General features: G+C 74.4%; 19 protein-coding genes and 1 pseudogene. 8 read left to right on the forward strand and 12 right to left on the reverse strand.

Annotation, left to right across the window (positions count from 1 at the left end; genetic code table 11):
• Nucleotides 1-45: 45 nt before the first annotated feature.
• From pspAB to IE313_RS05645, 5 genes and pseudogenes are all read right to left on the reverse strand, one after another.
• Entirely contained in the window at nt 46-624 is a 579-nt protein-coding gene (gene pspAB / locus IE313_RS05625; protein WP_189929764.1) for a PspA-associated protein PspAB, read from the reverse strand.
• Nucleotides 625-628: 4 nt separating this feature from the next.
• Complete coding sequence (gene htpX / locus IE313_RS05630; protein ID WP_189929851.1) at nt 629-1,543, reverse strand: zinc metalloprotease HtpX; 915 nt, start codon at nt 1,541-1,543, stop codon at nt 629-631.
• 259 nt (nt 1,544-1,802) lie between these two features.
• Nucleotides 1,803-2,645 (reverse strand): annotated as a pseudogene (locus IE313_RS05635) (ThuA domain-containing protein); the annotation flags it as partial.
• A 314-nt stretch (nt 2,646-2,959) separates the two neighbouring features.
• A complete protein-coding gene (locus IE313_RS05640; protein ID WP_189929852.1) occupies nt 2,960-3,382 on the reverse strand; it encodes a hypothetical protein in 423 nt (140 codons plus the stop codon).
• Nucleotides 3,383-3,663: 281 nt separating this feature from the next.
• Complete coding sequence (locus tag IE313_RS05645) at nt 3,664-4,905, reverse strand: MFS transporter (protein WP_189929766.1); 1,242 nt, start codon at nt 4,903-4,905, stop codon at nt 3,664-3,666.
• Nucleotides 4,906-4,965: 60 nt separating this feature from the next.
• On the opposite strand from IE313_RS05645, the gene IE313_RS05650 reads away from it, so the two are divergent.
• From IE313_RS05650 to IE313_RS05670, 5 genes are all read left to right on the forward strand, one after another.
• On the forward strand, nt 4,966-5,949 hold the full coding sequence (locus IE313_RS05650; RefSeq protein WP_189929767.1) for an ArsR/SmtB family transcription factor: 984 nt from the start codon (nt 4,966-4,968) through the stop codon (nt 5,947-5,949).
• Between the two features lie 136 nt (nt 5,950-6,085).
• Nucleotides 6,086-6,601, forward strand: a complete 516-nt coding sequence (locus tag IE313_RS05655; RefSeq protein ID WP_189929768.1) for a DUF5709 domain-containing protein — start codon at nt 6,086-6,088, stop codon at nt 6,599-6,601.
• Nucleotides 6,602-6,708: 107 nt separating this feature from the next.
• Nucleotides 6,709-7,215, forward strand: coding sequence for a (2Fe-2S)-binding protein (locus IE313_RS05660; protein ID WP_229924414.1), 507 nt, complete (start codon nt 6,709-6,711; stop codon nt 7,213-7,215).
• Entirely contained in the window at nt 7,212-8,198 is a 987-nt protein-coding gene (locus IE313_RS05665) for an FAD binding domain-containing protein (RefSeq protein ID WP_189929769.1), read from the forward strand. The genes IE313_RS05660 and IE313_RS05665 overlap by 4 nt, the downstream gene beginning before the upstream one ends.
• 145 nt (nt 8,199-8,343) lie before the next feature.
• A complete protein-coding gene (locus IE313_RS05670) occupies nt 8,344-10,527 on the forward strand; it encodes a xanthine dehydrogenase family protein molybdopterin-binding subunit (protein WP_189929770.1) in 2,184 nt (727 codons plus the stop codon).
• 281 nt (nt 10,528-10,808) lie between these two features.
• On the opposite strand, the gene IE313_RS05675 is transcribed toward IE313_RS05670, so the two are convergent.
• The 4 genes from IE313_RS05675 to IE313_RS05690 form a co-directional block, all read right to left on the reverse strand.
• Nucleotides 10,809-11,255 carry a nitroreductase family deazaflavin-dependent oxidoreductase gene (locus IE313_RS05675; RefSeq protein ID WP_189929771.1) on the reverse strand — a complete coding sequence of 149 codons (447 nt, stop codon included), beginning with the start codon at nt 11,253-11,255 and terminating at the stop codon, nt 10,809-10,811.
• Between the two features lie 210 nt (nt 11,256-11,465).
• On the reverse strand, nt 11,466-12,482 hold the full coding sequence (locus tag IE313_RS05680; protein ID WP_189929772.1) for a PHP domain-containing protein: 1,017 nt from the start codon (nt 12,480-12,482) through the stop codon (nt 11,466-11,468).
• A gap of 25 nt (nt 12,483-12,507) precedes the next feature.
• Nucleotides 12,508-14,247 carry a hydrolase gene (locus IE313_RS05685; protein WP_189929773.1) on the reverse strand — a complete coding sequence of 580 codons (1,740 nt, stop codon included), beginning with the start codon at nt 14,245-14,247 and terminating at the stop codon, nt 12,508-12,510.
• A gap of 458 nt (nt 14,248-14,705) precedes the next feature.
• Complete coding sequence (locus IE313_RS05690) at nt 14,706-15,698, reverse strand: cation diffusion facilitator family transporter (protein WP_189929774.1); 993 nt, start codon at nt 15,696-15,698, stop codon at nt 14,706-14,708.
• Between the two features lie 287 nt (nt 15,699-15,985).
• Between IE313_RS05690 and IE313_RS05695 the strand changes: the two genes are divergently transcribed.
• Complete coding sequence (locus IE313_RS05695) at nt 15,986-17,110, forward strand: MFS transporter (protein WP_189929854.1); 1,125 nt, start codon at nt 15,986-15,988, stop codon at nt 17,108-17,110.
• Nucleotides 17,111-17,203: 93 nt separating this feature from the next.
• Here IE313_RS05695 and IE313_RS05700 read toward each other — a convergent pair whose 3' ends face one another.
• Complete coding sequence (locus IE313_RS05700; RefSeq protein ID WP_189929775.1) at nt 17,204-18,058, reverse strand: carbon-nitrogen hydrolase family protein; 855 nt, start codon at nt 18,056-18,058, stop codon at nt 17,204-17,206.
• A gap of 85 nt (nt 18,059-18,143) precedes the next feature.
• Nucleotides 18,144-19,175 (reverse strand): glutathione S-transferase family protein, encoded by a 1,032-nt coding sequence (locus tag IE313_RS05705; RefSeq protein ID WP_189929776.1) that lies wholly within the window; start codon nt 19,173-19,175, stop codon nt 18,144-18,146.
• Nucleotides 19,176-19,315: 140 nt separating this feature from the next.
• Here IE313_RS05705 and IE313_RS05710 point away from each other — a divergent pair, with 140 nt between their 5' ends.
• Nucleotides 19,316-19,693, forward strand: a complete 378-nt coding sequence (locus IE313_RS05710; protein WP_189929777.1) for a DUF6479 family protein — start codon at nt 19,316-19,318, stop codon at nt 19,691-19,693.
• A gap of 61 nt (nt 19,694-19,754) precedes the next feature.
• On the forward strand, nt 19,755-21,569 hold the full coding sequence (locus IE313_RS05715; RefSeq protein ID WP_189929778.1) for a thiamine pyrophosphate-requiring protein: 1,815 nt from the start codon (nt 19,755-19,757) through the stop codon (nt 21,567-21,569).
• Between the two features lie 33 nt (nt 21,570-21,602).
• On the opposite strand, the gene IE313_RS05720 is transcribed toward IE313_RS05715, so the two are convergent.
• Entirely contained in the window at nt 21,603-23,087 is a 1,485-nt protein-coding gene (locus tag IE313_RS05720) for a protein kinase domain-containing protein (RefSeq protein WP_189929779.1), read from the reverse strand.
• Nucleotides 23,088-23,131: the final 44 nt, after the last annotated feature.

Genomic DNA, 23,131 nt, shown 5'->3' on the forward strand with positions numbered 1-23,131 from the left:
GCCTGCGGGTGCCGGCGCAGGCGCGGGCGGTGCGCCGGGCCGCGGTCAGAGCCCCGGCGCGCCCCAGAGCGGGAACCAGCGCGTGAGATCGGGCTCGATGCGCACGTCGTCCGCGAGGACCGCCCGGGTCTGGAGCTCCAGCGTGTTGTCACGGCGCTCGCCGGTCAGCGGCGCGAAGGGGTAGAACGTGCCGCGCTTGTAGAGGTACACCAGGGCGAGCCTGCGCCCCTTGGGATCGTTGAAGCCCACCAGTGAGCAGAGTAGCTGCGGGCCGAAGCCGGACTCGTGCAGGGCGGAGTTCACCGCGTGCAGGTCGGCGACGACGGCGGGCAGGTCCTCGGGCGCCCGGCGGGAGATCAGCCAGGAGTACCCGTAGGCGTCCTGCTCGAAGGCGATCGGCGGGCCGCTGCGTGCGGTGTCCGCGTCGAGCAGCTCCCGCACGCCGTCGTACACCTGCGTGAACTCCGCGCCCTCCACGCTGGAGAAGCACACCGAGCCGACCCCGGTCGGGACGAAGGAGGCCGCGGCCTGGAGGGTCACCGCCGCCGAGGGCAGCGCGAAGAGCTGGTCCAGGTCGGGCGCGGCCGGACGGCTGCGCCCGAACAGGGTGTCGAGGAAACCCATGCGCTCAGCTCCTGCTGCCCGCGGCGGGGCCGAGCTGGGCGGAGATCTTCGCCAGTTGGTCGAGCCGCTGCTCCAGGCTCGGGTGGGTGGAGAACAACTGCCTGAAGCCCGGAACCGCCCCGAGCGCGGGCGTGAAGTAGAAGGCGTTGAACGCCTTGGCGGTGCGCAGGTCACGCGTCGGGATCCGGGCGATGTCGCCGGTGAGCTTGGTCAGGGCCGAGGCCAGCGCCGACGGTCGGCCGGTGAGCATCGCTCCGGCCCGGTCCGCGGCGAGCTCGCGGTAGCGCGACAGGGCGCGGATCAGCACGAAGCTGATCGCGTACACCGCGATCGACACACCGACCACCATCGCGAGCAGGGCCAGGGTGTTCTGATCGCGGCGGCCGCGCCCGAACAGCTCCGAGTAGAACGCGAACCGCACCACGAGTCCGGCGATCACACCCAGGAACGACGCCACGGTGATCACCGCCACGTCGCGGTGTGCCACGTGCGAGAGCTCGTGGGCGAGGACCCCCTCCAGCTCCTCGGGTTCCAGACGTCGCTGGAGGCCGGTGGTCACGCACACCACCGAGTGGTTGGGGTTTCTGCCGGTCGCGAACGCGTTGGGCATGTCGGTGCGGGCGATGGCCACCTCGGGCTTGGGCATGTCCGCGGCGGCGCACAGGCGGTCGATGACACCGTGCAGGTGCGGCGCCTCCTCGCGGGAGACGATCCGGCCGTGCATGGCATACAGCGCGATCTTGTCGGAGAACCAGTACTGCGCCCAGAGCAGGCCGGCCGCGATGACGACCACGAGGATCACGGAATTGAGCAGCACGATGAGCGCGGCCACGAAGCCCACGTAGAGCAGGCCGAGCAGGAAGAGGGTTACCAGCATGCGGGCGGTCAGCCGCCGGTCCGGCTGGAAACGGCTGTGCATCCCCATCACTCCAGAGTGAAAGAGCAGGTCAAGGCCCGACTGCATCGCAAGCCGCACGCCGCAGCCCGGTCGTGTTACTTCCATAGTCCGCCATAGCGGGTCAATACCAGGTTAAGTCGACCACAGCGGTAGGAAGCGAGGGCCGACCGGGCGGAGCGGCCGTGGGGGGGCACTGCACTGGGGCAGTGACCGGCCACGTGGGGTGAGGGCGCGGGCGGGACCGCGCTGGGACCGGGTGGGCGGGTCAGGCGGCGGGCGCCGCTCCCGTCCCCAGCCACTTCAGGCCGTCCAGGAGGAACGTGTTCTGGGTGTCGCTGTCGAACGTCGACGACAGCGGGGTGTTGGTGTCGTAGTCCATGGCGTCATGGCCGAAGTTCGCGTACAGCATCCGGTACTTGGTGTTCGTCCACAGGATCGGGTAGTAGCCGTCGTACCAGGACTGGTCGGGATCGGTGCCGAGCGGGAAGCTCACCGGGTCGACCGAGGCCAGGATGTCGATGTCGGGGTTCTGGCGCAGGTCGTTGCTCCAGCTGTACCACTCGCTCACCGACGAGGTGAACGTGGCGGGCAGGCCGGCCGTCGCGGGGTGGTCGGGGTCCTCGGTGCGCAGGGTGGCGGCGGTGGGCCCCCAGGTGTTGGAGACGAAGTCGCCGCTGCCCAGGAACTGGTCGTAGTACCAGGGCCAGCTACCCGCGTCGGTGGTGAAGGCGGACACGTGGAAGCCCATCCAGGCGCCGCCGCCCGCCATGTAGCTCTCGAAGCCGGAGCGATCGGCCTGGGTCTGCGGGGCGTCGTCGAGGAAGAGCACCACCTGGTACTGGGACAGCGCGGAGCCGTCCGCGAGCAGGTCCCAGTTGTCGGTGGCGGTGTAGGTGAAGCCGTTCTCCGCGCCCGCCCGGGGGAACCACTCGTTGGCCTCGTGCACGAAGGCGATGTGGGCGGCGTCGTAGGTGCCGTTGTAGAAGGCGAGCACCTTGAACGGATCCGCGGCGGGGGCCCTGGTCTGCGCGGATGCGGGCACGACGGCGATACCCAGCAGCAGCGCGAGCAGCACGAGGAGCCGGGGGCCGAGGCGGCGGGCGACGGGGTCGGTCTTGCTCATCGGGTTCCTTCCCGTGACAAGCCGGAGAGCAGCCTGTCCCGTGGTGTGGGGGGAGGTGGAAGGTGTGGGGGCGGCTCCGGGGAGCGGTCCGCCACCGATTCAAGAAGTGAGTGATGTTCATGTCAAGGCTTTGGTACGGACCAGAGTGCGGAGGCTCTGCGTGCGGGTCGTGACGGGGCGGCCCCCTGGGCGGTGGTGTGGTCCGGGGAGACGGGAAGGTGGCGGGGGCGGGCCTGTCGGCGGGGCAGGGGTGCGGGTGGGCTTGAAGGGGGTGGGGGCGGGGCCGCGGCGGGGCTCGGGGAGGCGCTGGGCGCTCAGTCCGTGCCGGTCGGCACGCTGACGGTCAGCAGGGGCATCGCCCGGTGCATGCGCATCGCGTCCACCGACTCCGCCAGCAGCTCGTACTCCGTCGTGTCGTCCTGCGTGACGAACCGCATGAGGTGTCCGGCGGCGAGCTCCTCGGCCACGGTCTCCTGGTGCCCGGGGTCGAAGCACCAGGCGCGCAGCGCGCTCGGCACATCCGGTACGGAGTCCGCCACCGGGGCGAGGGCCGCCGCGGGGAAGAAGGCGCTGGCCGGGTCCGGGTCGAGCCGGTCGGCCATCCATGCCGCGCGGTCCCGCAGCCACCACAGGGCCAGGGGGAGCGTCGGGGCCCGGTAGGTGCCGAGCGGTACGCCGACCCGCCTGCCCCCGCACACTCCGTAGGCGGTGACCTGGCACAGGATCTCGTCGTGCACGGCAACCCCCGTCGCGTCGGCCAACTCCATGGTGAGCGGAGCGTGACCCGCGCACGACATGGTGTGATCAGACGACGAATATCGATTCCCGAGGGCTTTGTCACCATGAGGTTCCGGCCAATGCGCGTGCCGGGCGGCGGATGACGTCGGCTGGCCGAAAACGGCTACTTGTCATTTTCCGGATCACGGTAGGTTCCGAGGTTGCCGTGGGGGCGGAACCCGGCCGCATGCCCGCGGGCGTGGAAACCAGTCCGAAAAGCGGCTGGCTGGGCATGGCCCGGTCAACGGTCCGCTGCGGCTCCGTCGCCGGGCCGCGGCACGTCCACCGCCGTGTGCCCGCCGCCGCGCCGGCCCCGCCGACCCGTCCGCTCGGGCCGCAACCCCGGCGCCAGCACCAGCGTCACCGCGATCGACGCCGCCGCCATCACCACCATGCCCGTGCCCGGCGAGGTCCGCTGGGCCACGGCGCCCGCCAGGGCGGCCCCCACGCCCTGCAGGAAGAGCAGGCCGGACGACTGCAGTCCGAGCGCCTGTCCGCCCACCCCGTCCGGCGTCAACTCCATCAGCCGCTCCTGGAGCAGCAGGCTCGCCGCGAAACCCGTCGACGCCACCGCCACGGCGGCGACCGCGGCGGACAGGGGCAGCGGCAGCACGAAGAGCAGGTACGGTGCCGCGAGCAGCAGCCGCAGCGGTACCCCGAGCCGGTGCCGCAGCCGCCGCGGGACGAACCGCCCCGCGACCGTGTCGCCGACGAGCATGCCGCACGAGGCGGCGGCGAAAAGCAGCCCCGCGTGATGTGGCGCATAGGCCACGAATAGCGATTCACAGCCGACGATCAGCCCATTGGGCACCCAGAGCGTGAGATAGAGGCATCTGAGTGGTGCGGACGACCACAGCCGTCTGTCGGTCCGCCAGGTCTCGCCGACGGAGGGCCGGCCCGTCGCGCGGGCCGGGCGCCTCTCCAGGCCGAAGCGGGCCGCGCACGCCCCCGCGAGGTACAGCACGGCGGCCGCCAGCAGCGTCGCGCGAGCGGACAGCGCCACCGCCAGCGCGCCGCCGAGTCCATAGCCGGACACCTGCATGACGCCCGCGGACATGTTCAGCGCCGAGCGGCCCAGCAGGAAGCCCTCGCGGGGCAGCACCTCGCTCAGCAGCCCGTAGCGCACCCCGCCCCCGACCGAGGCGACCAGCCCCAGACCCGGCACCAGGCAGAGCAGCCCCCACACCGGCAGGCCCGGCACCGCAAGCGCCGCGGTGCCCACCGCGAAGACCACCGCGATACCGGTCAGGGCGGCGCGCGGCGGCAGCCGGTCGGCCGCGGACAGCAGCGTCAACGCGCCTGCCACCTGCGCGAACGACGAGCCGAACATGCTCAGCGCGGACAGCAGGGGCGAGCCCGTCGCCCCGTAGACGAGGGTGCCGAGGGCGAGACCGCTCACCGTCTGCGCGGCGACCTGCGCCGACACCGACAGGAAGAGGGACCGGAACTCGGGCACCCGAAAGAGATCCCCGTAGGTGCGCATGCCGGGAGTCTCCGCGGGCGGACACGGCGGAGGCTAATGTTGCGCCCGGAGGCGAAACCATTGGGACTGTGGCAGGTCAACGCCGACACGCTGGCCGGCGGCAGGTTCCTCGTCTCCGCCCTTGCCGAGACCACCGCCTGCCTCTTCGCCCTGCACACCCGCACTGCCGGGCACCCCGGCGAGCGCGCCTGGCTCGACCGCCACCTCGGCGCCTACGAGGCCCTCCTCGCCGCCGACCCGGTCACCGCCCGGCTCGTCGGGGCCGCACACAGCGACCGCTGGATCGCCGACTTCCTCACCCCCGCCCCCACCGGCGTCCACGAGCCCGCCTTCGACCGGGAGATACAGCAGGTCAGGGCCATGTCCGCGGAGCACGCGCGGCAGGATCTGCGGATGGCGCTCGGCGGCCCGCTGCCCGCCGAGCTGGACGGCTGCCACCTGCCCGAACGCGCCGCCGATCTGCTGACCTGGGTGTGGCGGCACACCGTGCTGCCCGACTGGGAGCGGCGCCGCAGGATCATCGAGGCCGACATCGTCGCCCGCTCGGGCCGGCTCGGCCAGGGCGGCTGGGCAGCGGTCCTGGACGCCATGCGCCCCGGCATGCGCTGGCTGGGCGGCAGCAGGTTGCAGGTCAACCCGCGCGACCACCCGCCGCGGGAGGTCTCCGGCGCACGTCTGTTCTTCGTCCCGGTCACGCCCGGCGGTCACGGCTGGGTCTGCTGGGCCACGCCCCCGCCCTGCGACCGGTACGCCGTCGTCCACCCCTGCTCGGGAACCCTCGCCGATGCGGGCCGCACCGCGGTGCCCGAGGCGCTGGGGCGGCTGATCGGACCGGCACGTGCCCAGGTCCTCGTGCTGCTGGACACCCCGAAGAGCACCACCCAACTGGTGGCCCTGACCGGCCAGGGCCTGGGCTCCGTCGGCCGTCACCTCAAGGTCCTGTTCGACGCCGGCCTCGCCGGACGGCGGCGCAGCGGGCGGTCGGTGCTGTACTACCGCACCCGCGCGGGCGAGGTGCTCGTCGAGGGCCGCAGCGACGGCTGAGCGCCCTCCCCGGCGGTGCCTCCCGCGGGCCGGCGGCGGTGCCTCCCGCCGGCGGCCGGCGCGCAGAGGCAGGTGTGGTCCGTCCCAGTCTGGATACGCGCTCCAGGGAGAAGAAGCCGGAGGGAGGGCCCCACCCATGGCAGCCGACGATACGAGCGGCGACGACGTCTACCAGCCTGACGACCCCGACGAGCCGCTCTACGAGGGCATCCGGGAACCCGAGGACACCCTGATCGACCGGGGCGCCGACCCCTACGACGAAGGCGTCTCGCCGCCCGAGCGGCCGCTGGCCGTGGAGCACCAGGGCACCACGGCGCGGGAGCAGAACGAGGGCGAGAGCCTGGACCAGCGCCTCGCGGAGGAGGAGCCCGACCCCGCCCTCGACGACGCGCTCCTCGACGACGGCATCGGCGACGCCCCGGGCGGCAACGGCGAGCCCCGCGACGACGAGGTAGGCGACGACCGCGCAGGACGCCTGGTGGCCCCCGACGAGGGCGCCCACGAGGACGAGGAGAAGGACCTGCTCGCCGAGGACGTCGGCATCAGCGGCGCCGCCGCATCGGCGGAGGAGGCCGCCGTGCACGTCGTACCGGAGAGCGCCGAAGGCACCGACGCGCTCCGCGAGTCCCGTGAGCAACCCCCGCAGAGGTGAGGACCGTGACGCTGCTCCCCGGCACCGACGCCCCGAGGACCCCGCAGGAGCCGCACGGCCCCCACACCGGCGCCGCCGGCGAGCCCGCGGAGGCGACCCACTCCCGCATCACCCTCAACGTGAACGGCACCCCGCGCACCCTCGTCGTCGACAACCGCTCGTCGCTGCTGGACGTGCTGCGCGAGCGGCTCGGCCTCATCGGCGCCAAGAAGGGCTGCGACCACGGGCAGTGCGGCTCCTGCACGGTGCTCGTCGAGGGCCGCCGCGCCAACGCCTGCCTGCTGCCCGCCGTCGCCCAGGACGGGTACGACATCACCACCGTCGAGGGACTCGCGGCGGCGGACGGCGAGCGCCTCCACCCGCTCCAGCGCGCCTTCCTGGACCGGGACGGCTTCCAGTGCGGGTACTGCACCCCGGGGCAGCTCTGCTCCGCGGTCGGCATGATCGCCGAGGCCGAGGCGGGCCACCCCTCCGACGCCACGGACCCCGGCCACCCGGCGAAGACGCCCGTCGCGCTCACCGCGGCCGAGATCCGCACCCGGCTCAGCGGCAACATCTGCCGCTGCGGCGCCTACCCCAACATCGTCGCCGCCGTCGAGGACGTGATCGAATGAAGCCCTACGCCTACGTACGGGCCGCCACCCTGGACGAGGCCACCGCCGCCTACGCCGGGCACTCCGGCGCGCACTACCTCGGCGGCGGCACCAATCTCGTGGACCTGATGAAACTCGGTGTGACGGCCCCGGACGCCCTCGTCGACATCAGCCGGCTCCCGCTGGACGGCATCGAGCTGCGCCCCGACGGCGCGCTGCGCATCGGAGCCACCGCCCGCAACAGCGACATCGCCGCCCACCCGGTGGTACGCGACCGCTGGCCCGTGCTCTCCCAGGCCCTGCTGGCCGGTGCCTCCGGGCAGTTGCGCAACATCGCCACCGCCGGCGGCAACCTGCTCCAGCGCACCCGGTGCCCCTTCTTCCAGGACACCGCGAAGCCGTGCAACAAGCGCCGGCCGGGCAGCGGCTGCGCCGCCCGCGAGGGCAGCCACCGCGACCACGCCGTGCTGGGGCACTCCCCGCACTGCATCGCCACCCACCCCTCCGACATGGCCGTCGCCCTCGCCGCCCTCGACGCGACGGTCGAGCTGCACGGCACCGGCGGCGAGCGGTCCGTGCCGGCCGCCGAGTTCCACCGGCTGCCCGGGGACCGGCCCGAGCAGGACACCGTGCTGCGGCCCGGCGAGCTGATCACCGCGATCGTGCTGCCCCCGCACAGCGCCGGCCTCCCCTCGGCCTACCGCAAGGCCCGTGACCGCGCCTCGTACGCCTTCGCGCTCGCCTCGGTGGCCGCCCTCGTCGAGGTGCAGGACGGCCTGGTGCGGCGCAGCGCGCTCGCCTTCGGCGCCCTCGCCCACCGGCCCTGGCGCGCCCACCGCGCGGAGGAGGCGCTACGGGGTGTCGAGCCGACCCGCGCCGCCGTCGAACGCGCCGTCGACGCCGAGCTGGCATCGGCCGAGCCCCTTCGGGACAACGCCTACAAGGTTCCGCTGGCGCGCAACCTGGCCTGCGAGGTGCTGACCCGGCTGGCCGGGCCGCGCTGACCGGCGCGCACCGCCCACCCGCACCACCCGGACCTGCCGCCCACGCACGCCGCCCACGGCCGCAGGGCGCCGCGGGGCCCGCGGCACGAGGCGCACGGGCGGCAGCCGCGGCACCCGACCGACGCTGCTCAGGAAGGAACCGGCGATGCGTCACACCACAGCGGCATCCGCAGCCGCCCCCCGCACGGGCCACCGGGCGCCCCCACCGTCCCAGTCCCCCGACGGCCCGGCCCTCGGAGCCTCCGTCGAACGCAGGGAGGGCCACGAGAAGGTCAGGGGCACGGCCCGCTACGCGGCCGAGTACCACCCCCACGGCCGCGTCTACGCCTGGCCCGTGCCCGCCACGGTCAGCCGTGGCCGGGTGGTGCGGGTGGACGACGCTGAGGCCCTGGACCTGCCCGGTGTGCTGGCCGTCCTCACCCCGGACACCGCGCCTCGGCTCGGCGACGCGGGCGACGCGGTCCTGCGCGTGCTGCAGGACGACCGGGTGCCGCACCGCGGCTGGTACGTGGCCCTCGTCGTCGCCGAGACCCTGGAGGCGGCGCGCGCCGCGGCCGCCGCGGTACACGTCGACTACGAGACCGAACCCCATGACGCCGCCCTGACCGCCGACCACCCGGACGCCTACATCCCCGAGTCCGTCAACGGCGGCTATCCGGCCGTGCGGGAACGCGGCGACCCGGACGCCGCCTTCGAGGCCGCGCAGGTCCGCGTCGACACCGGCTACCGGGTGCCACCGGAGCACAACCAGCCGATGGAACCGCACGCCGCCACCGCCGAGTGGCACGGCGACCGGCTCACCCTCCACGACTCCGACCAGGGTGCCAGCGCGGTCGGTGCCGCGCTCGCCGCCCTCTTCGAACTCCCCGAGGACCATGTCACCGTCGTCGCCGAACACGTCGGCGGCGGCTTCGGGTCCAAGGGCACACCACGGCCCCACGCGGTGCTCGCCGCCATGGCCGCCCGGCAGGTCGGCAGGCCGGTGACCCTCGCGCTGCCGCGGCGGCACCTGCCCGCCATCGTCGGCCACCGCCCTCCCACCCTGCACCGGATAAGGCTCGGCGCGGACCGCGGGGGGCGGCTGACCTCGCTGGTCCACGAGATCACCACGCAGACCTCCCGGGTGAAGGAGTTCGTGGAGCAGGCGGCCACCCCGGGCCGCACCATGTACGGCTGCGAGCACAGCCGCACCGTGCACCGCGCCGTCCCGCTCGACGTGCCCACCCCCTCCTGGATGCGCGCCCCCGGTGTCGCCCCCGGCATGTACGCGCTGGAGTCGGCCATGGACGAGCTCGCAGGCACCCTCGGCCTCGACCCGATCGAGCTGCGCGTGCGCAACGACACCGACCGCGAGCCGGACAGCGACCGCCCCTTCAGCAGCCGCCACCTCGTGGACTGCCTGCGCGAGGGCGCCGACCGCTTCGGCTGGGCGGGGCGCGACCCGCGGCCCGGCAGCGACCGCAGGGGAGCGCTGCTCATCGGCACCGGAGTGGCCTCCGCGCTCTACCCCGTGCACTTCCAGCCGTCCCTGGCCACCGCCCACGCCCTCCCCGACGGCAGCCACGTGGTGCGCGTGGCCGCCGCGGACATCGGCACCGGGTCCCGCACCGTCCTCGCGCAGATCGCCGCCGACGCGCTCGGCGTGCCGCTGGACCGGGTGCGGGCCGAGGTGGGCAGCAGCGCGCTGCCGACAGCGCCGCTCGCCGGCGGCTCGTCGGGGACGGCGTCCTGGGGAACCGCCGTCCACGAGGCGTGCACCGCCCTGGCCGGCCGGCTCGCCGAGCACCGGGGCCCGCTGCCGCCGGAAGGGCTCCGGGAGACCGCTGACACCTCCGACGCGGCCGACCGCGGCGCCGGGTACGCACGGGACGCGTTCGGCGCCCACTTCGCCGAGGTGCAGGTGGACACCGACAGCGGGGAGGTGCGGATCCGCCGGCTGCTCGGAGTGTTCGCGGCCGGGCACGTACTCAACGCCCGAACCGCCCGCTCCCAGTTCCTCGGCGGCATGACGATGGGCGCGGGGATGGCCCTGATGGAGGGCAGCACCATGGAACCCTCCTTCGGTGACTTCACCGAGACCGACCTCGCGCTCTACCACGTGCCCTCGCACGCCGACATCGCCGACATCGAGGCGCACTGGATCGACGAGGAGGACGCCCACCTCAACCCGATGGGCAGCAAGGGGATCGGGGAGATCGGCATCGTGGGCACCGCCGCCGCCGTGGGCAACGCGGTGCACCACGCCACGGGGGTGCGCTACCGCGAACTGCCGCTGACCCCGGACCGGATCCTCGCCGGCCTGTCCGGCGCGGTGGCCGCGGCCTCCTGACACCGGTAGGACCGGGCCCGGCCGCGCGGCCCGGTGCGGCCCGGCCGGTGCGGCCCGGGTGTTCGCGGTCCCGGGCCGGCAGGGCCTCGGCAACCGGGCACCCGGCGGCCTGCCCCCGTGGCGCCGCCGGGTGCCCGGTGGCCGGCCGCCCGATCCGCGCGCGGCGGGTGCGCGTGATCCGATCGCGGGCGGCAGGCGGCAGGCGGTGCGTGGTGGGCGGCGCGGGGCGCGGGTGCACGGAAAGGCGCCCCGCACCGCTTCGGCAGCGCCCGGGCGGCCGCTCAGTGCGGGGTCGCGGCACGCTCCAGCACGAAGACCGGAATCCGGCGGTCGGTCTTCTTCTGGTAGTCGGCGTAGTCCGGGTACGCCTCGACGGCGCGCTGCCACCACAGGGCCCGCTCGTCGCCGGTGACCTCACGGGCCGTCATGTCCTGGCGAACCGGGCCGTCCTGGAGTTCTACCCGCGGGTCGGCCAGCAGGTTGTAGTACCAGACCGGGTGCTTCGGGGCGCCGCCCATCGAGGCGATCAGCGCGTAGGCGCCCTCGTGCTCGACCCGCATCAGCGGCGTCTTGCGGATCTTGCCGCTCTTCGCACCATGCATCGTCACGACGACGACGGGCATGTCCCGCAGCGTCGTCCCCTCCGTGCCGCCCGAGCTCTCGTACAGCTCGACCTGGTCGCGCACCCATTCGCTCGTGCTGGGCTCGTACTCACCGGAAAGTGGCATCTCTCGTTCCTTGTCGCATCGCTGGCTGCCGGCGGCGGCCGCAGGCAGGGGGCCCGGGAGCCGCCATGTCCGAGGCAACACCCGTGGGCCGTACGAACATCCTCGTCACCTCGGCCGATGTGGCACAAGGGACAGTTGAGCCGGGGGAGGAGAAGACCCCGGGCCGGTTCCGCGTGCCGGCCGCGGCCCTGGGCCGGCGCCGCGGCCACGTCAGGGCGCTCGCCGGGTCCCGGCCCAGGCCAGCAGCTCGTCCGCCGTCCAGGTGGTGATGATCCGGCCGGCCGGGACGCCGCACTCCTCGGCCCGGGCGCAGCCGATGACCTGCCAGTCGAGCTGGCCCGGCGCGTGCGCGTCGGTGTCGACCGAGAACAGCGCGCCCGCCGCCAGCGCGGTACGCAGCAGCCGGCGCGGCGGGTCGCGCCGCTCCGGCCTGCTGTTGATCTCCACGGCGGTGCCCGTCTCCGCGCACGCCGCGAAGACCTCCTCGGCGTCGAACCGTGACTCGGGCCGTTTACGCTCACCGACCAGACGGCCCGTGCAGTGCCCCAGGACGTCCGTGCGCGGGTCGCGCACCGCCGCGACCATCCGCCGGGTCATCGCGTCCGCGTCCATCCGCAGCTCGGAGTGGACCGAGGCGACAACCACGTCCAGCCGGTCCAGGAGGTCCGGCTCCTGGTCCAGCGAGCCGTCGGGCAGGATGTCGCACTCGATCCCGGTGAGCAGGCGGAAGGGGTGCCGGCGCGCGTTCAGCGCGGCCACCACGTCCAGTTGCTCGCGCAGCCGGTCGGCGGACAGGCCGCGGGCGACGGTCAGCCGCGGCGAGTGGTCGGTGAGCACCGCCCAGTCGAGCCCGAGACGGGCGGCGGCCTGTGCCATCGCCTCGATGGGGCTCCCGCCGTCCGACCAGTCGGAGTGCACGTGGCAGTCGCCGCGCATCAGCGCCCGCAACCGCTCGCCACCCTCGGCGAGCGGTGCCCTGTCCCGTTCGAGCCGCTCCAGGTAGCCGGGCACCCGGTCCTGCAGCGCCTCCGCCACCACCTGCGCCGTCCGCGGCCCGATGCCCCTCACCGACCGGAGCGTGCCCGCCGCGGCGCGCTCGCGGACCTCGTCCCCGCCCATCGCCGCGACCGCGGCGGCCGCCGTGCGAAAAGCACGGACACGGTAGGTGGGCGCCTGTGCCCGCTCCAGCAGGAACGCGATCCGGTCGAGCGCTTCGACGGGCTGCATCGGCACCTCCTGCCTCCAGCGTGGCTCAGCCGCGGCCCGAGCGCACGGCGGTCGTGCACGCGGTGGTGCCGCAGCCGCAGCCGCAGCCGGTCCCGTGGCGCGGCGGCGGGGCGTCGAGCGGGAGGGCGCCCGCGCCCGGCACGGTCCGGGACCGGAGGGGGACGCCCTCCCGCAGCCACCGCTGCTCCGCGGATCCGTCGCGGACCTTCGCCGGGACGTCCGCGCCCGGCAGCGGGGCGGCGGGTGCGGCGGCCGGGTCCCGGACCCCGCGGGCGAGGAGGCCGCCCCGCAACGCCGGGTCGTGGCGCACGCCGGAGGACTCGGCCCCGGCGGAGCGGTCCGTACAGCCGCCCAGGTGCAGCACCCCGCCGTCCGCCGGCTGCGGAAGGCACAGCGCACGGTCGGCCGGGCCGCACGGCGGACCGTCCTCCCGGCACCGCAGCCCCTGGGCGGCGGATGCGTACACGGACAGGGGCGCGCCCGCAGCCTGCTCCGCCCGGCCGCCGCGCACGTCGGGGCAGCGGCCGGCGGAGGCGTCGTGCGGCCCGCCGCCCGGCGAGGCGCCCGCGGGCCCCGTGTACGCCGCGGGCCCCGTGTCCCACGTGGACGAGGACGGCGTGGGCGGTACGGCCTGCCGCACCGCCGTGCCACCGGCGCCGTCGGTGCCGCCGGTGCCACCGGCGTCCGTGCGGGCGGCGGCCGGTCCTTCCGGCCCTCTGGGGGCGTCCAGGACCTCGCCGACCGGCCACAGCGTGGACGTCAGCACCGCGCCCAGGGCCAGGGCGGAGGCCAGGCCCACTCCGGTGAGCAGCACCCTGGCGTGCCCGCGCACGGAGGGCGCGGGCCCCCGCCCCGGGGCCTCGGCGTCCGGCGGGAGGCGGTGCCGCCCGGGCCGGCGGGGCCGGCCGGTCCTGGGGGAGGGCGCGGCGGGTGGCCCCTCCCCGGCACCGGGACCGGTACGGCCGGGCCGGGAGGCGAGGTAGTCCCCGGCGGGACCACCCAGCAGGGCCTGGGCCAGCAGCTCGCCGAGCCGCCGTTCCACCATGCCCAGTTGCTCGGCGGCGGCCCCGCAGTCCGGGCAGTCCTGGAGGTGCTGGCGGACGTCCGGGGGAAACGCCCTGCCGCGCCGGGTGTGGGCGTCGAGCAGCCTGCTGTAGAAGCGGCAGACGGCGCTCGCGGAGAGTTCCGCATGGATGCGCAGCAGCCCGGCTCCGAACTGCCCGCGCGCCTGCTCCAGTTCGGTCAGGGCCGAGCCGATGTCGAGGGCCAGCAGGGCCGCGGGCACGGAGACCGGTTCGGCCTCGACCGCGGTGTGCCACAGCAGGCACTGCCCGGCCGGCGGCAGGGCCCAGAAGGACGTCGAGGCGAGCTGCCGCCCGGGCGGGTCCGCGAGTCCCGGCGCCTGCGCCCCCGCGACCGGGCGGGCCGTGCGGCGGTCCGCGGCCCATGCCTCGGCGGTGCGGCGGACGGCCGTCAGCAGCCGGGGGCGCAGCGCCTCGGCCGGCCCCGGCCGGCCGAGGCCCTTGAGGACCTGGTGCACGGCAGCGGCGGCCAGCGCCGGGGCGCGGACGCCCGTCAGGGCCGCACAGAGCACGGCGTAGTCGTGCACCGGCTCCCAGTGCCGCTCCAGCAGCACGGCCAGAGGGTAGGGGTCCACGCTCCAGGAGGGCGTTCTGAGGGAGACGGCGAGTGCCGTGTCGGACTCGCCGGGGAGCGGCTCGGTGTCGGGGAGGTAGGAGGGACGCGGGGGGTGGTGCGTGGGCACAGAGGCTTTCCTTCCGGGGCGAAGCAAAGCACGCGGAGACAAGGGCCGAAAGAAGGGGCAATCCCCGGGGGAGGTGTGCTTTCCGGGTCTTGGGTACGGGAGGCGGACCGGGGATGGACGACCGTCCCGAGTGGGTGCCGAATGCCTGCTGAGCAGGCCCGGCGGTGGTCCGTGCGGGACCGGGGTCACCCTGGCACACGCCGCTCACCTGGAACAAGTGACGGCGGCGAGGGCTACGTCGAAGGGTGAGCGCGATGCCGGTGGTTGCCCCGGGGGCTCGTACTCCCATACGAAGAATCGACGTTCTTTCGACATGTGATCACCCCTGCGTGAGGCGCGCATCCCCGGCCGGACCGCTGCCGACCCATGACCGGGCCCGCTTTTCGGCAGTGCCGCTCCACCCTGCCCCACGCCGTGCCCGAAGGCGCGTGGACCGGGGTCCTGACGGAGGCCGCGCCTCAGCGCGCGGCCCGATTCCTGTCGGGCGGTGACTCGGTGACGTCGAGGAATATCCGGTCTGCCGCCGGCACGATGTGGCCCAGGGACGCCTTGATGCGCTCCGAGACCAGTTCCACCTCCTCGCTGTCCATGCCGGGCCTGAGGTCGACACGGGCCGCGACCAGCGTCGAGTCGAGACCGAGCTTCATGGTCAGCACCGCCTCGATGTTGTCGATCTCCGGCTGGGCGCTCAGCAGCGCCCCGATCCGCTCCCGCAGCACCGGGTCCGCCGCCTCGCCGATCAACTGGTCCCGGGCCTCCCTGCCCAGCCGGTAGGCGACGTAGACGAGGAGCAGGCCGATGGCGAACGACGCCGACGCCTCCCAGACCACCTGCCCGGTGACCATGTGCAGCGAGAGGCCGGCCAGGGCCAGCGTGACGCCGAGCACCGCCGTGCCGTCCTCGGCCACCACGGTGCGCAGCGCGGGATCGTGCAGCCCCTCGGAGCCGGGGTCGTTGCGTGCCTGGTGCACCGCACGCAGCAGGGAGGCGCCCTCGAAGACGAACGCGGCGGCGAGGACGACCAGGCCCGCCACGTACCCCGCGTGGTCCTCCGCGGCATCCGTGCGCAGCGCGTCGAAACCCTGGAGCACGGAGAAGCAGCCGCCCATGACGAAGATGCCCACCGCCGCGAGCAGCGACCAGAAGTAGCGTTCCTTGCCGTATCCGAAGGGGTGCCGGCTGTCGGCGGGGCGCCGGCTGCGCCGCAGCGCGGCCAGCAGGAACAGCTCGTTGAGGCTGTCGGCGACCGAGTGCGCGGCCTCCGACAGCAGGGCGGGCGAGCCGGAGACCAGGCCGCCCGCGGCCTTGGCGGCGGCGATCGCCAGATTCGCGCCCAGCGCCACCAGAACGGTGAGGCGCGTCTTGCGGTCCGAGGATGTTTCGTCCACTCCTGCCCCAGGTGCTCTCGTCCGTCCGCGGCCCCTTCGGCCGGTCACCCGGTCACAAGGCACGCCGCGGCCGCGCGGATCTGCCGACGCGTACGCCCACTCGCCTACCCGCCTTCCAGCCGGCCGTGCCCGCCACTTCTCGCCGCCCCGCCCGCACACCCGCGCGCGGCCGCCCCTCCCCGGGCACCCGGCCGCCCGCGCCCCGGTCCTGACGCGCCTGGCGGGCCCCCGGTGCGCGGTGCGGGGCACCCGCTCGTACCGTGGAGCGCGTGCATTCTCCACGTCAGGGCGGTGAGCGCGGCACACGGCGGCCCGGGTACCTCGCCGCCGCGGCGGTCTTCACCGTCGGCATGGCCGGTATGACGCTGCCGACGCCCCTCTACGGGCTCTACCGGGCGCAGATCGGCTTCTCCGAGCTGATCGTGACGGTGGTCTTCGCCGTCTACGCCGTCGGAGTGATCGGGGTCCTGCTCGCACTGGGCGACTTCTCCGACCGCGTGGGGCGCCGCCCGGTGCTGCTGGCCGCCATGGCCCTGTCCGCGGCCAGCGCCCTGTGCTTCGTCCTCGAGGGCGGTCTGCCCCTGCTGTTCCTCGGCAGGCTGCTGTCCGGCCTCGCCGCGGGCCTGCTCAGCGGCGCGGCCACCGCCACCGTGCTGGAACTGGCCCCCGAGGGCCGCCAGTCGCGCGCCGGCTTCGCGGCCACGGCGGCCAACATGGGCGGCCTGGGCTGCGGTCCGCTGCTGGCCGGGCTGCTGGCCCAGTACGCGCCGTGGCCGCTGCGGCTGCCGTACCTGGTGCACCTCGCCCTGGTACTGGTGTCCGCCGCGGTCATCCGGCGGCTGCCGGAGACCGCGCGGCGGACCGGGCCCGCCGGGCCGCCCAGGCCGCCGGGGCTGAAGGTGCCGCCGCAGGTGCGCGGGGTGTTCACGGCGACGTCCCTGGCGGCCTTCGCCGGGTTCGCCCTGCTCGGGCTCTTCACCGCGGTGGCGCCGAGCTTCGTGGCGCAGACCCTGGAGGTGGCGAATCTGGCCGTGTCCGGTGCGGTGGTCTTCTCCGTGTTCCTCGGCTCGACCGCCGGGCAACTGCTCACCGGCCGCCTCGGTACCCGGCGTTCGCTGCCCGTCGGATGCCTGCTGCTGGTCGTCGGGCTGGCGCTGGTCGCCGGCTCGCTGGCCCTGCGGACGCTCGATCTGCTGGTGGCCGGGGCACTGTGCGGGGGCTTCGGCCAGGGGCTCGGCTTCCGGGCCGGGCTGACCGCGGTCGGCAGGGCGGCGCCGGCCGACCACCGCGCCGGCACCATCTCGTCGTTCTTCGTGGTGGCCTACACGGGCATCTCGCTGCCGGTGGTCGGCGTCGGGGCGATGGCCGTGTGGCTGGGGCTGCGCGACGCGGGCCTGGTCTTCGCCGTGTGCGTGGCCGCGCTGGCGGCCTGCGTGGGGCTGTACGTGCTGCGCCGGCCGCCGATCGCGGACTGAGGCACCGCCCGGCACCCGTGGCCACCGCCTCTCCGGCCGACGTGGGCCGGCCCCGGGCGCGGGCGGCGGGTGGAGCGCGAGCGGGCGAGGCCGTCAGAAGCGCATCCGGTCGGTGCTGCGAGGATCCCCCGTGACCCGGCGGGCCTCGTACAGGTCGCCGGCGCGGGCCCGGGTGCGCCAGGGCCGGCACATGTCCAGGGCGTAGGCGAAGCGCGGATCGCGCCGGTCGAGGTCGGCCCAGGTCAGCCCCGCGGTGCCGTCGGCCGGGCACCTGGTCAGCCAGGAGCCGTGCGGGCCCACCACTCCGGACGGCATGGCCGCGCTGCACCGGGACGGCACGGAGACGCCGATGAAGTAGTTGTGCGCGGCCGCGTGGCCGCCGGCCAGCACGTCGAACACCGGGTCCTCGGAGAACGTCGAGAGGAGCACGCAGTCCACCCCGAGCCCGCGGTACTCCAGGAAGAGCTCGGGGAAGTTGACCTCGATGCACAGGGTGCAGCCGAAACGGAAGCCGTCGACCTCGAACGTCAGCGGCTCGAAGCCGGGGGAGTACCAGTCGGTGATCTCCGTGAAGGAGCACAGCCGCTTGTCGTACCGGCCGACGAGCCGGCCCTCGTCGGAGATCACGTACAGGCTGTTGTGCGGCCGGTTCGGCGGCGTCAGCCGGTGGTTGCCGCCCATGACCACCCACAGGCCGAGTTCCGCGGCCAGGGCGGCGACGCGCTCCGACTCCCGCCGTACGAGGTCCCAGTCGACCGGCCAGCCCGCCAGCACCCGCTTCGCGTCGGCTCCCGACGGATACCCCGACACGGCCCCCTCGGGAAACTGCACCAACCGCGCACCCGCCTCGCCGGCTGCCACCATGAGGCCGCGTATCGCCTCGCCGTTGGCCGCGGGGTCGCAGCCCACCGGGCTCTGCGCGACCGCGACTCTGATCCTCTTTGCCATGTGGACGTTCTACCGGGTGCCGGCCGCACCTCCCGTGCCCGGCCACCGGTTCGAGCCGGCCGGGAAGGCTCCGGGAACCCGGTGTTCAGGGCCGCACCGCCGCCGGCACCTGCTCCGCGGGAGGTACCGGGCCGGGCGCCGTGCCGTCGCCGAAGGGCCGACCGCCCAGTTCTTCGCGGTGATGGGGCGTCAGCCACGACTGCGGGTCCGGACCCAGCGCGACGATGCCGGAGGGATTGATACCGGTGTGCACCTGGTAGTAGTGCCGCTTGATGTGGTCGAAGTCGACGGTGTCCCCGAACCCGGGCGTCTGGTACAGGTCGCGGGCGTACGCCCAGAGCACGGGATCCTCCGCGAGCTTGGCGCGGTTGCACTTGAAGTGGCCGTGGTAGACGGCGTCGAAGCGCACCAGCGTGGTGAAGAGCCGGATGTCCGCCTCCGTGATGCTGTCGCCGACCAGGTAGCGCCGGTCGGCGAGCCGCCGCGACACCTCATCCAGCCGCCGGAAGAGCGCCACGAAGGCATCCTCGTACGCCTGCTGGGTGGTGGCGAAACCCGCGCGGTAGACACCGTTGTTGACGTCCTGGTAGATGCCCGCCATCACTTCGTCGATCTCCTCGCGCAGCGGCTCGGGGTACAGGTCGGGCGCACCGGTCCTGTGCAGGGCCGTCCACTCGGTGGCGAGGTCCAGGGTGATCTGCTGGAAGTCGTTGGTGACGAGCCGTCCGCTCGGCACGTCCACGATCGCGGGCACGCTGACGCCGCCCGGGTAGTCCCTCTCCCGGGCGTCGTAGGCCTCGCTCAGGAAGCGGATGCCGAGCACCGGGTCGCGGCCGCCGGGATCCAGCGTGAAGCGCCAGCTTCGGTCGTCCTGGATCGGGTCGGTGACGGCCAGCGACAGCGACTCCTCCAGCCCGAGCAGCCGCCGGGACACCAGGGCCCGGCTCGCCCACGGGCAGGCGCGGCTCACCACGAGACGGTAGCGCCCGGCCTCCACCGGCCAGCCGTCGCGTCCGTCGGCCGTGATGCGGTCGGCGAAGTGGCTCTTGGAACGCTTGAACGGCTTCCTGCCGTACGCGCTGTTGCCGGTCCCCTCGGTGCGGGTGCTCGTGCTCATGTCCGTGCTCCTCTCCGAGGACGGCGCCACCACCGTGCGCCGCCCCTGGCCGGGTCGTGGCGGTGCCGGAGCCGCCCGTGGGGACTGCGTCCGGTCATCCCGCTCGTCTTGAAGGCGGCTTTCCGGGTACCCGGGACGTCATGACTGGATCAGCTAGCGAGACCGTCGTCGCCTTTCCGCACGTCCTGGCCGTCGTCGTGCCGTTTCTCGGCGCGCTGGTGGTGGCCGGGCTGCTGGTATGGGCCTTCGCGATGGGGATCAGGCGCATGATGCGGGAGCGTCCGCGGCCGGGGGCCGACGAACACGGCCGGCTGCCGGAGAGCGGGCCGGTCGGGGAGGTCAGCGAGCGCCGCGAGCCCGACGAGGTGACCGCCCGCGACGAGCGGGACAGGCTCACCCCGCACGAGATACCCGGCTACGGCAACGCCTCGAGCAGGCGCAGCGAGGACCAGCGGGACAGGAAGTGGAGCCCCGGCACCAGTGGATCGTTCGGCAGCGGCGGGCCCGGCGGGCGGTGAGACCCGGCACGGTCCGTGCGGTGCCCGCCGGCGCCGTGAGTGTGGAGGAGAGGAGAATTCCGTGACGACGAAGGTGTCCGACCACGTTTTGGAGCGGCTGCGCGAGTGGGGCGTGGAGCATGTCTTCGCCTACGCGGGCGACGGCATCAACGGCCTCCTCGCGGCCTGGGGACGGGCCGGCAACAAGCCCGAGTTCATCCAGTCCAGGCACGAGGAGATGTCCGCGTTCGAGGCCGTCGGATACGCCAAGTTCTCCGGCCGCACCGGGGTGTGCGCCGCGACCTCGGGACCGGGCGCCATCCACCTGCTCAACGGCCTGTACGACGCCAAGCTCGACCACGTGCCCGTGGTGGCGATCGTCGGGCAGACCCACCGCAGCGCGATGGGCGGCTCGTACCAGCAGGAGGTCGATCTGCTCAGCCTCTACAAGGACGTCGCCTCCGACTTCTGCGAGATGGTCACCGTCCCCGAGCAGCTTCCGAACGTGCTGGACCGTGCCATGCGCACCGCCGCGGCCAAGCGGACCGTGACCGCCGTCATCATCCCCGCCGACGTGCAGGAACTGGACTACACGCCGCCCAAGCACGCGTTCAAGATGGTGCCCTCCAGCCTCGGCATGGCCCGCTACGCTCCCGTGCCGACCGACGACGAGATCGACCGCGCCGCCCGGCTGCTCAACGAGGGCGAGAAGGTGGCCATCCTCGTCGGACAGGGGGCGCGCGGTGCCCGGCAGGAGGTCGAGCAGCTCGCCGACGTGCTCGGCGCGGGCGTGGCCAAGGCCCTGCTCGGCAAGGACGTCCTGCCGGACACCCTGCCGTATGTGACGGGACCGATCGGGCTGCTGGGCAGCCGTCCCTCGTACGAGCTGATGCAGGGCTGCGACACGCTGCTCGTCATCGGCTCCAGCTTCCCGTACACGCAGTTCATGCCCGAACTGGACCAGGCGAGGGCCGTGCAGATCGACGTCGATCCGCACATGGTGGGGATGCGCTACCCGTTCGAGATCAACCTGGTTGGCGACGCCTGCGAGACCCTGAAGCGGCTGCTGCCGCGACTGGAGCGCAAGAAGCACGGCAAGTGGCGGCAGAAGATCGAGAAGGACACCGCACGCTGGTGGCAGGTGATGGAGCGGCGTGCCGCCGTCGAGGCCGACCCCGTCAACCCGGAGCACGTGGTGCACGCGCTCGACGCGCTGCTGCCCGAAGACGTGATCCTGGCGGCCGACTCGGGCTCCGCCGCCAACTGGTACGCGCGCCACCTGCGGATCCGCGGCACCATGCGCGGCTCGCTGTCCGGGACGCTCGCCACCATGGGCCCCGGCGTGCCGTATGTGATCGGCGCCAAGTTCGCACACCCCGGACGGCCCGCGCTGGCGCTCGTGGGCGACGGCGCCATGCAGATGAACGGCATGGCGGAACTGATCACGATCGCCAAGTACTGGCGGCAGTGGGAGGACGGCCGGCTGGTCGTCGCGGTGCTCAACAACCACGACCTCAACCAGGTCACCTGGGAGATGCGCGCCATGGAGGGCGCACCGCAGTTCCTGCCCTCGCAGGAGCTCCCGGACGTGCGCTACGCGGACTTCGCGCGCTCCCTCGGCCTGGACGGCATACGGGTGGAGAAGCCGGGCGACGTCGAGGACGCCTGGCGGACCGCGCTCGCCGCGGAGCGGCCCTTCGTCGCGGAGTTCTGCACCGACCCGGCCGTTCCGCCGATCCCGCCGCATGCCTCGCTGGAGCAGATCGAGGCCGCCGCGGCCTCGGTCCTCAAGGGCGACAGCGACCGGGCCGCCCTGGTCAGGCAGGGTTTCAAGGCCAAGATCCAGGACATCCTGCCGGGCGGTCGCGCCCGGGACGCCGGCGCACGGCCGCACTGAGCGGGCGCAGGCCGCGGCGGGGGCAGCACCGGGTCAGCGCAGGGCCGCCGCGAGGGCGGTGCGGAGTTCGCCTGCGCTGGTGGTGACGATACGGGGGGTGTCGATCAGCGCGGCGTCGATCACCTGGGCCAGCCGCCGCGGCACCGCCGGGTCGCGCCGGCGGACCGGTACCACCGGCTCCCGCAGCAGCACCGCCAGCGGATCGGCGCCGGGCGGGACCTCGCGCGGCACGGCGCCCGTGAGCATCCGGTAGAGGACCGCCGCGGTGGCCCACACATCGGCCTCGGGACCGGTGCCGCGGCGGTCCACGACGTGGACGCGGGGCAGGTAGGCGACGGAGCCGCCGCAGTCCCCGGCCGGGGGCAGGCCCGCGAGACCGGCCCGTTCGAAGGCCGCGGCGATGCCGAAGTCGCCGAGTCCGACGGCGTGCGGCACGGTGCCCTCGGCGGCCCCGCCCCGGGCGGCCCCGCCCTCGGCGTCGTCGTCCGCGCCCCCGGTCAGAAGGATGTTCGACGGCTTGACGTCCCGGTGCGCGACTGCCGCCCCGTCCTCCCCCCGCGGTGCGGTGTGGGCGTGTGCCAGGGCGTCCAGGACCCGGACGGCGACGGCGACGGCCTCGCCGGGCGGCAGCGTCCCGCCCCGCGCCGCCAGCAGGTCCTGCAGCGTGCCGCCCGCGGCGTACTCGCCCACCAGGCAGAACGCCGCGCCGTGGGCTGCGGCGGCATGCAGGCCGAGGATGTTCCAGTGGCGCACGCCGCGCAGCCGCTCGGCCTCGGCGAGGAACCGGGCACGGGCCCGCGGCCCCACGGCGGTGCGGGCCGCCAGCAGTTTCAGCGCGACCCGCTCGCCGGTGCCGCGGTGGCGGGCCAGGTACACCGCGCCCAGGGCACCCCGGCCGAGCTCGCGCACCACCTCGTAGCCGCGCAGCGCCGCCAGGGCGTCGTCCCCGGCCGCACGGGCGAGCAGCCCCCGCAGCACCGACAGGGGCCGGCTGCGGCAGTCCGGGCACATGACGTCGCCGGGACGGCGGTCCGCCGCAGGGCCGCCGGCCGGCGCGCAGTGGGCGCACCGGCCGGCGGGCGCCGCAGGTCCGGGCGCGCGGATGCCGACCCGGAGCAGGGTGGCGCCGAGGCGCACCTCGTCGCCGTCCGCGAGGTCCCGCTCCGCGCAGCGCACGCCGGGCCGGTCGCCGGGACGGCCGATCTCCTCGCCGTTGACGAGGGTGCCGTGCGGGGCGCCGAGGTCCCGTATCCGGATGTCGGGCGGGCTGATGTCGAGGAGGCAGTGGTGCCGTGCCGCCCGGGCGTCGTCACGGGGCAACCGCAGCCGGCACTCCGCCGCGCGGCCCACCACGCAGGCGGTGCGCTCGGTGAAGGTGAACTCACCGCCCGCCCCGGGACCGCTCAGCACGGACAGGGTGATCTCAGGCGTGGCTGCGGCATCCTCGTGCGCCGGCGCGGTGCCGCGGGGCACGCCGCCGGGCCCGCGCCCCAAGGCGCGGGGTGGGTCGTTGGCCATTTGTTTCCGCCCCTGTCCCCTGATCCGGTGTCGAAGGACAGGGC

The sequence above is a fragment of the Streptomyces sulfonofaciens genome (assembly GCF_014656295.1).
Taxonomy (GTDB): Bacteria; Actinomycetota; Actinomycetes; order Streptomycetales; family Streptomycetaceae; genus Streptomyces; species Streptomyces sulfonofaciens.